Source organism: Fusibacter sp. (assembly GCF_057447755.1).
In genome coordinates this window covers 1-11533 of the sequence record NZ_JBVBZF010000099.1, presented here as the reverse complement: position 1 = coordinate 11533, position 11533 = coordinate 1, and the positions used below count along the sequence as shown (strand labels likewise).

At 39.0% G+C, this 11533-nt stretch carries 11 protein-coding genes and 1 pseudogene; 1 reads left to right on the top strand and 11 read right to left on the bottom strand.

Annotated features, from left to right (window positions below; all coding sequences use genetic code 11):
- The 11 genes and pseudogenes from AC220I_RS12125 to AC220I_RS12075 all read right to left on the bottom strand — a co-directional run.
- A pseudogene (locus AC220I_RS12125) lies at positions 1-666 on the bottom strand (N-acetylglucosamine-6-phosphate deacetylase); the annotation flags it as partial.
- A gap of 115 nt (positions 667-781) precedes the next feature.
- Entirely contained in the window at positions 782-1864 is a 1083-nt protein-coding gene (locus AC220I_RS12120) for a DUF871 domain-containing protein (protein WP_486724099.1), read from the bottom strand.
- 18 nt (positions 1865-1882) lie between these two features.
- Positions 1883-3199, bottom strand: coding sequence for a 6-phospho-beta-glucosidase (locus AC220I_RS12115; protein ID WP_486724098.1), 1317 nt, complete (start codon positions 3197-3199; stop codon positions 1883-1885).
- Positions 3196-3516 (bottom strand): PTS sugar transporter subunit IIA, encoded by a 321-nt coding sequence (locus tag AC220I_RS12110; RefSeq protein WP_486724100.1) that lies wholly within the window; start codon positions 3514-3516, stop codon positions 3196-3198. The genes AC220I_RS12115 and AC220I_RS12110 overlap by 4 nt, the downstream gene beginning before the upstream one ends.
- A 104-nt stretch (positions 3517-3620) precedes the next feature.
- Positions 3621-4922 (bottom strand): PTS sugar transporter subunit IIC, encoded by a 1302-nt coding sequence (locus AC220I_RS12105; protein WP_486724097.1) that lies wholly within the window; start codon positions 4920-4922, stop codon positions 3621-3623.
- Between the two features lie 127 nt (positions 4923-5049).
- Entirely contained in the window at positions 5050-5349 is a 300-nt protein-coding gene (locus tag AC220I_RS12100) for a PTS sugar transporter subunit IIB (protein ID WP_486724096.1), read from the bottom strand.
- Between the two features lie 17 nt (positions 5350-5366).
- Positions 5367-6284, bottom strand: coding sequence for an N-acetylglucosamine kinase (locus tag AC220I_RS12095; protein WP_486724095.1), 918 nt, complete (start codon positions 6282-6284; stop codon positions 5367-5369).
- Between the two features lie 5 nt (positions 6285-6289).
- The gene (locus AC220I_RS12090; RefSeq protein ID WP_486724094.1) at positions 6290-6547 is read right to left on the bottom strand and encodes an HPr family phosphocarrier protein; all 258 of its coding nucleotides are present in this window, start codon (positions 6545-6547) and stop codon (positions 6290-6292) included.
- A gap of 271 nt (positions 6548-6818) precedes the next feature.
- Complete coding sequence (locus AC220I_RS12085; RefSeq protein ID WP_486724093.1) at positions 6819-8546, bottom strand: response regulator; 1728 nt, start codon at positions 8544-8546, stop codon at positions 6819-6821.
- Between the two features lies 1 nt (position 8547).
- Complete coding sequence (locus AC220I_RS12080; RefSeq protein ID WP_486724092.1) at positions 8548-10260, bottom strand: transporter substrate-binding domain-containing protein; 1713 nt, start codon at positions 10258-10260, stop codon at positions 8548-8550.
- A 3-nt stretch (positions 10261-10263) separates the two neighbouring features.
- Positions 10264-11037: a response regulator gene (locus AC220I_RS12075; protein WP_486724091.1), complete on the bottom strand. Its 774-nt coding sequence runs from the start codon at positions 11035-11037 to the stop codon at positions 10264-10266.
- Positions 11038-11339: 302 nt separating this feature from the next.
- On the opposite strand from AC220I_RS12075, the gene AC220I_RS12070 reads away from it, so the two are divergent.
- The coding region (locus tag AC220I_RS12070; RefSeq protein ID WP_486724090.1) for a LysM peptidoglycan-binding domain-containing protein at positions 11340-11533 on the top strand (194 nt) is incomplete at its 3' end.

The window sequence follows — 11533 nt, the reverse complement described above, 5'->3', positions numbered from 1 at the left end:
TTCATATGCCGTCATAGCAGTTTCAAAATTACTGTTGGTATGTCCTATGCTGAGTTTCACCGACGGATGGGCTTTCATCTTCTCAATAAATTTGAAATCTGCATCGTTTTCAGGGGCAATGGTGATGATTTTAATAATGTCTAAATCATCTTGAACGAGTTCATAGCTTGGTTCGATCACGTAGGCACCATTTTGAGCTCCCTTCTTTTCAAGGTTGATAAAAGGGCCTTCAAGGTGAACACCTACCAGTCTCGCTGTTCTCAAACCCTCTTGTTGTGTCATCCGGTCCCTAATTGTCCTGAGGGCATTTTTAATGGCTGGTTTAGGCATGGTCATCGTCGTCGCTAAATATCGTGTTACACCGCTTTTAAAAATGGTATTTGACAGCGTTTCAAGCGCCTCTGGTGTTCCATCCATGGTGTCACAGCCGCCAGCACCGTGTACGTGTATGTCGATAAAACCAGGGCTAACAAGCTTTCCATCAGCCTCAATTGTCTCAATTTCACCACGATTAATTTGTTTTTGTGATATTATTTGGTCATATTCCGACATAGTCCCTAATGCTATGATCTTATCTTCGAATAAGATAAAGCCCTTTTCAATCACTTGACTTTCCAAAATTAGCCTACCATTGATAATGGCTTTCATAATCTTCACCTCTTTCATTAACTTCTATTAATTTAATACTACCCCTTTCAATAACGAAAAGAAACCTTTTTAAAAGGTAAGATTCAAATTGATGAATATCCTCATAAAAAGGTCGGTCTCTTTCGATAAACCCCTAATCTTCACTTTGGTTGAATTTAAATTTTTGCCATGGTCTTATCTGGTCTAAAAGGTATACCTCATCTGGAATCACTTTTGCGACCACATTGGTTCTGCCGCTGTTTTCCATGGCCCTTAATGCAAGCTGTAGTTCACCAGCATATCTGGTGTATAGGTCACTTTCAATGAGGATATCCCCCTTTTGGATGCTCGGTGTGTTAAAGGGTGCAAATCCACAGCCCTTGTATTTGACCCTGGACTGCGTGGACCTAATCATATAGTCCGAAACATCACCACGGTTAAAATGCGGTTCCTCCAGCACAATTGTCCTTTCAAGGTCTGGCACATTTGGCACAAAGGAAACCTGAAGACTTAGACAGTAGGGGTCCAAATTGCCAAGGGCTTTAAGTTCATCATCAGAAGCAAACATGTTGGCTATGATGACATCATCTATCAAATTGGTATTGAAGAGATCCTTAGCTTGTGTGACAATCGACAGTTCCCTATGTTCCTCAAGTGTGCAAAGCCCCTCGCTTACAGGCCAAGGACCAAACTCTGCACTACTTGAGGATACAAAGGCCGCGGTTCTAAGGCCCAAGGTCTTGAACTGCTCTGAGCACTTCATAAAATGTGCTCTTGAAATACCAGAATATTTGTGAGGGTAAAAATTATGGCATCCAATTAATTGCTCCTTGTTGGGGATATATGTTAGGATATTATCCACGTACTTGGTGCCTGCGCTCATATTGAGCTCAATTTTCAGGCCGTGCGGGTTATAGGTCATCTCAGCTTCTTCGTAACCGGAAAAGCCCAAATCTAGTCGAATGCCAGATAAATGAAGTGTCTTAAAAAAAGACAAATCTCTATAATCTATGTTAAAGTGCTTAAAGACGTTTGGATCCACATCTGCGATTACTTCCATGCCAAGCGCTGTGGCATGATGCGTTATTTCCTTGAACTGGGCAATCAAGGTCTCATCAAGTGAAATCAGGCAGGTAAAAATTCTACTAAAGCCATACTTAGCAGCTTTTGTGATGTAGGTCTTTATGGCATCTACATTTGCATTTTCTGGGTAAATCGATATTCCTAATTTTCTCATGTCAATCTCCATTCGAAGTTAATGATTGAAACTTGCCTCATTAAAATAATCTAGATATCCCTTGTGGGCATCGAGTAAGGCGTTCAAAATTAATCTAGCTTGCTCGGCAGAATCGATCAGTGGATGAGTATACAAGGCATTGAGCGCCATCTGATAGTCTCCGGTAACGGCTGCCTTAATGGTCATAATTTCATAGGCTTTCACCATCTGCACCCAGCCGTTTATTGAGTCAGGTAAAACGCCAAAGGGAATTGGATGTGCACCCTTTCGGTCCACAATGCAATTGATTTCAATGACGACATCATCCGGTAAATTCGTTACAGCACCCTGATTCAAAGTATTCACAGTATGGATTTGGCCCAAATCATTATATATGGCACTAATAAGGGCTATTGCCGCATCTGAATAATATGCGCCACCCCTCTTTTCAAGGGCCTCAGGTTTTTCACACAAATTTACATCCTTATAGGTTTCAAAGAGTTCCTTTTCGATTGCCATAACTTGATTGGCCCTAGTATCGCCTATATGAGACAATTCCTCTTCCAGCATTTCAGCCTTCATGTAAAAATAACGATGATATGGGCATGGCACCATATTGAGCGCTCTTAAGAACTCTGCATCCCATTTCAAATCGGGAATGTTCTTCATATTGCCTAAATCGTTGTCACAGAGTAAGTCTATAACTTTTGACGTCACTTCTTGGTCATTTTGATAGACCTTGGTCCCCCAAACCAGATGGTTTAAGCCGACAAAGTCAATTTTAACTTGTGTTTTAGGGACCTTCAGTAGGCTGGCAATATTATTTTTCATACCAATCGGTACATTACAAAGTCCAATTACCTTAACCTTGGTGTAGCGTTTAACCGCTTCAGTAATCATACCGGCTGGGTTTGTAAAATTTATAAGCCATGCATCCTTGGCAAACACTTCAATTTCCCTGCAAATGTCCAAAATCACCGGAATAGTTCTTAAGGCTTTTGCAAAGCCACCTGCCCCGGTCGTCTCTTGTCCAATCGCCTTGTATGTCAAGGGAATATGTTCGTCTTTTGCACGTGCCATCAGGCCACCTACCCTTATTTGAGTCAATATGAAATCAGCATCTTTAATGGCCTCAATCCGATTGAGTGTTGCTACCACTTCAATTTCTTGATTTGATTTCTCAATCATCCGCTTTGCAAGCGCTTGTATGATTGTCAACTTTTCTTGACCTTCTGCGATGTCATAAAGGTATAATTTCTTCACCGGTAGTGCTTCATAACGCTTTAAAATTCCCTCAATGAGTTCTGGTGTATAACTGCTTCCGCCACCTATTACGGTAATTTTTAACGGTTTCATTTTTGAGCTCCATTATTTTGAAACATCATCTCGTACATTTCAATCATTTCCGTTGCCAGGTCCTTCACTGTAATGGCATTCATCAAGTGATCCTGTGCATGAACGAGTAAAAGGGATGTCTGTACAGACTCGCCTCTCGCTTCAGATTGAATCAACTCGGTTTGGCTCTTGTGTGCCAGTCCCAATCTATCATTTGCTGATTCTATCGCCAATTTAGCAGCTTCAAAGTCACCTTTTTTTGCATGGTGTATGGCTTCCATTGATGCACTTCTGGCCTCACCACTATTTGTGATCAAGTTAATAATAATCATCTCTATGTTCACAGTTATTCTCCTTAATACGTACAATTTAGGAATCAAGAGAATAGTCTCTAGCACTACCCTCTTGATTTAAAAATTCAGTTCACGCTTTTGTCATTTTATTATGCTGCTTTTGCTTGCTCTTTTGCTTCTTCTTCCGCCTGATTTTTATCCTTTTCAAGAGCGATGATAAATGGGAAGTAAATTACGATTGAAATCAATAAGTTAATCAAAGCGACGATTCCGCCTCTGAGTGATGCAGTTGCTGTTATAGCACCTAAGATTGGTGGGAATGTCCAAGGTACAATGGCCACAGTCTTAGGGCAAAAACCTATTTTCATCGTAAAGTAAGTGAATATAACCATGAGAATTGGGCCTAAGATAAACGGAATGAACATAAATGGATTTAATACCACTGGGAAACCAAACATGACCGGTTCGTTGATGTTAAAGAGTCCTGGTGCGACACCAAGCTTGGTCACTTCTCTATGCTCAGCCCTTTTACCGCCAATTAATGTTGCGATAATAAGACCAATTGTAGCGCCAGATCCTCCCATGTAAACGAAAGTATCAAGCATTACCTTTGTTACAATATAGGTTGGTTCAGCACCAGCATTTACAGCTGCCATATTGGCCTCAATTAAAGGCAACAATACAGGCTCAATGATACCGCCAATGATATTTGAACCGTGAAGACCGAAGAACCATAAAATCTGATTCATAAAGACAATTAAAACTGCAGAACCCAATGAGTCAGCTACACTTCTAAGAGGTGCTGCCACAACTCTGTTAATGAAGACAAACAAGTTACCATCAGGTATTTTCGCGATAAAGATGGATAAGATTGAAAATACTGCCAATACAATCAAACCAGGCATCAAGGATTCAAATGATCTTGAAACTGCCGGTGGTACACCTTCAGGCATTGTGATGACTAATCGCTTATTGTTTGAAAGTTTGACAAATAACTCCGTTGCAAGCATTGCCACTAAGATTGCGACGAACATTGCACCTGAATTTGTAAAAGACCAGTGAATATCACCCCAATTACCATTTGGTGATACTTGTGGGACTAAAATGAAGAATGATGCAAGTGAAATCATGCCGGCTGCTAGTCCGTCCTTACCATAGGACTTGGATAAACTATATGCGATACTAAAAACTAAGAATAATGAGATTACGGCAAATGCACCCCACCAAATATTGCCACCAAAGGCCTTCCAACCATCTCCGAAAATATTCGTCATCATATTTTGGTAAGCATCCACTGGTAAATTGTTAATCAATACTGCGAATGAACCTGCGATTAAGATTGGCATTAATGCCACGAAACCATCTCTGATTGCAACGAGATGTCTTTGAGAACCAATTCTACCTGCTAGCGGTACAAAATACTTCTCTAAAAAATTCATAATGCTTTTCATGAAAAATAACCCCCTCGATTTAATAATGAAACATAAAATAAATTGACTTTATCATCTTAAGCAAGGCTGCGACCCCCCTAAAGATGTCATAAAATTGCACTTCCACTTTAAGACCATCTAAAGCGAATTACAATTTCAATGCCTTTTCAAGTACAACAGCGCCATTCATGGTACCGTAATCGATGCTGTCTATAACGGCTACTGGAATATCCTTGCCTTCAACTGCCTTCTGGATCTTACTTAAGAGGAATCTCACCTGAGGTCCTAAAAGCAAAACATCCACTTCATGATACTTGGCTTTTGCCTCTGATTCTGAGCAGGCAAAGATTTCAACTTCTATGTTTTTTTCCTGTGCTGCCTTCTGCATTTTTGTCACTAATAAACTCGTAGACATTCCAGCAGAACAAACTAACATTATTTTTTTCATGATAACCCTCCCAATATTCAGTTGATGTTTCCCTTTTCCGCTTCTGCTAATATAAGTGCGCCTGAAATAGGATCGTCAACTGGCATGTGTAGCTCTATATGAGCCAGTTCTGTTTTCAATGCGGTTTCTAATCCCTTATAAACTAATGGGCTCTTCGTTAAAACACTCCCTGCGACGGAAAGTTCAAACGGTTCATTTTCCATATGAAGATTGATTGCCTTTATGGTTTCAACCATCTCCTCAACGGCCTTATCTATGATTGCTTTAGCAACTTGATCTACTTCATATAATTCAATAACGCCCTGAGCAAATTTAGCGATTTCCTCTTTACCCCTATTTTCTAAATAAACATAGGCAATCAGATCATCACCAGTCTTAAAGGCGTGAATTTCCTTGAATTTGCTAAAGAGTTTTGTCTCTGGGCCTCTTCTGTCAATAGCTTTGGCAATGGCCGTAAAGGCATCTCTTGCGATGCTATAACCACTGCCTTCATCACCGATAAGGTGGCCCCAGCCACCTACTCTAACCTGATTTTTTGAGGGCGTTATCGCAAGTGCGATGGATCCTGTGCCACTAATCAAGATTGCACCCCTGTAGCCGCTATTAGCACCTACCAAAGCAATCACTGAGTCATTGACAACGATCAACTTATTTTCGTAGCCTATTGATCTAAAGAGTTGACCTACAAAGTTGAGATCAGCTTCAGTATCAATACCTGCACCTCCGAAACAGATGCCATTGATTTGGTTTAGGTGAACACCTGCTTTGGCACATAAGTTTTCAATGAGATCTTTTAATCGCTCTTTAACAGATGCCAAGGGTGCTGTATGATAATTTGTTGCACCTACTGTGTATTCACCAAGAATATTTTGCCCTAGTCTAATTCGTCCAACAGTCGTCGTGCCACCACCATCTATACCAATAAAGTATTCCATGGCCCTTAAAGTCCCGACTCAAATAGAGCTTGTAATGCCATAATAGCCTCTGTCTCATCTATACCATCGGCAACGACATTTACCGTATCGCCTGTTAAGACACCAAGTCCCAGAACGCCCATGATACTTTTACCATTTACGGAAAGATCACCTTTATTTAATTTTATATCACTTTGAAATTTGGATGCTTCACTCACAAATATACTTGCCGGTCTTGCATGTAAACCTGTTGCACTGTTAACCCTTACTGAAAATTCTTTCACACTAACACCTCCTTTGCACACTACTATAATGCATATTCCATGCCAAAGTTAAACTTAAGTAAAATTTTTTTCAGATGTTTAGTCACGCCCCTTGAAACTTCTGCTTTCTTTTTTAACTTTAAATAAAATAACACACAATTCAGATTTACACACTAATGTTTTTAAGACTTATTAGCGTGTGAAATTGTGTGTCATTTTTAAGCTTGTGTGTATTTTTATTCGATTTGTGTGTAATTACACACTGCAAACATGTGAGGCGCACCTTCTATAATCATTCTATTTCACCACGATCCCTAAGTACTGCCAAGAGAGCATTGGCTGCAAGTGGACAAAACTGCTTGTTGATATTATCTTTGATAATTTCACTAGCCACTTTAACAGATCGCCCCTTTCTATAGGGTCTATCACTGATAATGGCATCAAAGGTATCTGCTACAGCAATAATTCTTGCGCCAAGCGGAATGTCATCACCGCTGAGTTGATCAGGATAGCCATTACCGTCCATGCGCTCGTGATGGTGGTAAATCATCGGAAGGATATCACTAAGAGATTTTATTGGTGCCAGTATCCCCCATCCCATTTTGCAATGATCCTTAATAATCTGAAATTCAGCATCGGTTAAATCGCCATTTTTAAGCAATATATTATCCTTAATACCGATCTTGCCGATATCATGTAGCTTGGCCGCCAATACAATTCTCTCTCTCAATTCTTTTGGAAGCTCTAATTTTTTCGCAATCTCGCCAGAGAATATTGTTACACGCTCAGTATGGCCCTTGGTGCCTGCATCTCTTTCTTCAAGTGCTTTTATCAGGGCGTTGATAGTGGAGAGCATATATTTGTTCTCAATCATAAACTCACGGTATTTATCAACTATGAAACTGTCAATTTGATTGATGACTTGTTCAATTTGAAAGGGCTTGACGAAGTATTTTTCTACTCCCAGTGATTGCGCCAGCTTCTGATTGTATTTGCCGTCAGAAGAGCTCATGATGATGCAAGGTGTCTTTTCGATTTCAGGAAATTTTCGAATGCGTCTGATCATCTCATAGCCGTCCATCACTGGCATATTGATGTCCGTTAAAATCACATCTGGCTTTTCACGAAGCGCAATATCTAGCCCCCTCTCACCATTATCAGCCATATAAACAGTATAACCTCTGCGGGCTATCCCTAGTTTTAAGACACTCTGAACGAGGAGACTATCCTCGACAATAAGTATTTTTTCATATCGCTTCCTTTGATTAAAATACTGATTGACCTTATTAATCAATTTATCTTCAGTCAAGGGTTTTGCGATGAAATCATCTGCCCCCATTTGATATGTTTTTTCTAAAGTGCTTTCCTCCAGTGAAGAGGTCGTTACAATAATGGGGATTGTCAGCTCACGATATTTTTCACGAATTGTTTGACAGAGGGTATAGCCATCCATCATTGGCATTTGTAAATCTGTAATGACAAGACTCGGCATCTCATGCTCAATAGCTTTAAGGGCCTCGATACCATTTGAAGCAAACGCAACATGATAGCCAGTATTCTGGAAGATCAACTCAACTTGCTTTTGCTGGAGATGACTATCATCTACAAAGAGAACGCGTCTAAGTGACCGAATGGTATTTTCCAAGGTTATTTTCTCCTGGACGTGAAGTGTTTTAATTGCCAAATACATTTCAAAGCCCTGGGAAAGTCTTTCACCTTTAGAAATATCAATTTCATAATAGCCCTCTTCAATCATGGAAAACATTTCCTTGCATGAAATACTTAATAGAATCACATCTATAGGATTTGAGAAAAGTGATTTCATGAGCCTATTAAGCTTTTCAGCTTCCACAATATTCGCGTCTTTTTCTAAAACAATAAAATCGGGCAAACGCTTTCTGAAGTTAATTTCAAAGATATCTTCCACATCAATAAAGACGTGGTCGATATTGGCAGTTTCAAAATAGGTGTGAAGATGCCTTCTAAGCAATGGGGAATTTATAAGACAATAACCTTTCATCTTAAACCTTCTTTCTATCGAGCAACAATGTAAAAAAGAATCGAGTGCCTTTATCTACTACACTTTCTACGCCAATCCTTCCTCCCATTTTTTCAATAAGGCCTTTTGAAATGGTAAGCCCCAAACCCGTACCACCATATTTTTTAACGATTGAAGCATCCAATTGATTGAAACTCTCAAAAAGGGAGTTCAACTTGTCTTTTGGAATACCGATACCAGTATCTTCTACTGAAATCATAAGCTCAACCTGTGTTTTTGTCATAGGCCCATTAAGCATTACATTGATTTCAATTTTCCCCTTATGGGTGAACTTTGCCGCATTTCCAATTAAATTTGAGAGAATTTGTTTAATTCTAAAACTATCCCCGATCAATTCATCAGGTACTTGCTCAGAAATATTGAGTTCAATACGCACTGGTTTTTCCATCACGGATATCTGATGTAACTTGACAAGATCATTCAGCAGGGTCCGTATATTGAATTCGCTATGGTCAAAGCTAATTTTACCCGCTTCGATTTTGGAATAGTCCAGTATATCGTTTATAATCACAGAAAGATGCTCTAATGAGGTTTTGGAAATTCTCAAATATTCTTCTTGTTCTTCATCTACATTGGTCAGTTGAAGCAGCTGAATCATCCCCATCAAGCCATTTAAGGGATTCCTGATCTCATGAGACATGTTAGCTAAAAATCGACTCTTGGCATGATTTGCTTCTTCTGCCCTTTCCTTTTCTACCTTTAAAGCGATGTTTGTCTGATATAGTTCCATGGTTTTACGTTTAACTTCTTTGTTGACAATTAAAATGGCAGTTACTAAGACTGCAATGATTAAAGGAACCAAAATAATCACCACATAAGTTACAATCTCCTGAAAAGACTTTCTACGATCTATTAAAAAAGGAAACCACTTCATGTAGAGTTCCTGATAAGTTCCATTCTCAGATACGATTGCCAGTCCCTCATTTAACATACCAAGTAATTCTTTATCACCTTCTCTAACAGCAAAGCAAAACTTTTGTTCAAAGCCATCAAGATTGAGTTTGGTCCTAGTCTTACCATCATCACTAATACGTGATACCGCTTTGATATTTGTGAGGTTCATATCATTAATTAGGATTTCTCCAACCATACTCTGGGCCAGTACAGCATCGTATTTACCGTCACTTAGCAGTTGAAATGCTTCCTTATAGGTTTTGACAACAATAAGATTTTCAGTGAAATTTTGTCGGATAGCATATTCCATCGCATTGTCACCATTCATGACAATTATGGCTTTATCTTTTAGATCTGCTTCTGAGTTTATGGTCTGGTTGTCCTTTCTGACAAATATATTGCCATGCAAGACAATATAAGGAACCGAGAAGTCAAAGTAGGCCTCTCTTTCTTCTGTTTGTCCAACAAGCGGCAGCATGTCCAGCTCACCATCTTTTAAAGCGTTCTTGATGGTGTTCCAATCATCGATCTTAAACTCAATTTCTATATCCATCACATGAGCAACCGCTTGCAAGAGTTCCACTGAAAAACCATCCGGCACACCACCATCGGTTACTGAAAATGGTGGGTAATCGAACTCAGTTGCTGTTTTATATATGGTTTCACGTCCTGTTTCATTATTTGCTTCATCGCCATCCTCTGGTGGCTGTGACTCAGAAAAGCCAATGCCTCCTAGACAAAATATGATGAAAATACAAATGATGATCCCCCATTTTTTCATATGCTACTCCTTAAGTGAATCTCCTTCTAAAGTATTTGCCTGTGTGCATTTCAACGTTTTGATTATAGCTTCGATTTCTTGCAAAAGATTTATAGTTTTTTCCATATCGCCCTTTAAAATCGCAGCTTCACCCTCAATGGCTTTATCCATGACTTTGAAGACACGGGCATTACCAGAGGAGCCCTTAAGACGGTGGAGCAAACTCGAAATAGCCACTAGGTCTCCTTGACCTAGTATTTCTCTTATACTTGCTATTATTTCCAAAGATTGATTCGTATAGGTTTCTAAAATTACTGCACAGGATTCATCATCCAGTCCAAAAGATGACTTTAAATCCAATAGGGCAGAGGCATATGAACATGGCTGATATAAAACATTATGCTTATATTTTGACAAAATACCAATCAGTTCATCAAACTCAATAGGTTTACTCACATAATCATTCATACCTGCTTGTATGCATTTTTCCTTATCACCTGACATGGCATACGCAGTCATGGCAATGATGCCAATTGGCTCTTTATTTCGATTCAGAATATTGGCTTGTCTAATGAGGCGAGAGGCTGTCATTCCATCCATAATTGGCATATTCACATCCATCATAATCAAATCGAAAGCATGCTTTTCGAGCAATTTTAAAGCCTTGATACCATCTGTTGCTTGATGCATTTTAGCATTCATCTTTCTAAATATAATATTGAGCATGTAAAGACTTGTCGGATCATCCTCAACGACCAACACTTTCATGCCCTCTAAATCCAAGAGTTCTGTTTTCATATTTCCTTCCTTATTTTAGGGTCCGCACCTTATTTCAATAATATGTATTTAAAACCATGCATTTCTAGTTTTACTTCTTATTTATATATACCTTTAAAACATGAAAAAAAACAATTTGATTATTTTAGACTTGTTCCTTTTAAAATCAAACAGTCATTCCATCTCAAGCGGTTTCATTTTGATAAGAATTCAATTCATTTTTACATTCTCTATACGCCATCATGATGCTAAACTTAAACCAAGTTAAAACGCTATGCATGCATATAGATATCCCAAAATATTAAATCTATAGGCGTAAAATTATGAGAAAAATAATGGTGGCGATAATAATATCTCTACTTGTATTAGGTTCCATGACAGCGACTTTTGCAAGTGAATATGTCGTCAAAGAAGGCGATGTTCTTTGGAAGATTGCAAAGCAAAACAGTACCACTGTAGAGGCACTCGTAAAAGCAAATCAAATCAAAAACAAAAATTTAATTTACGCGAATCAAGT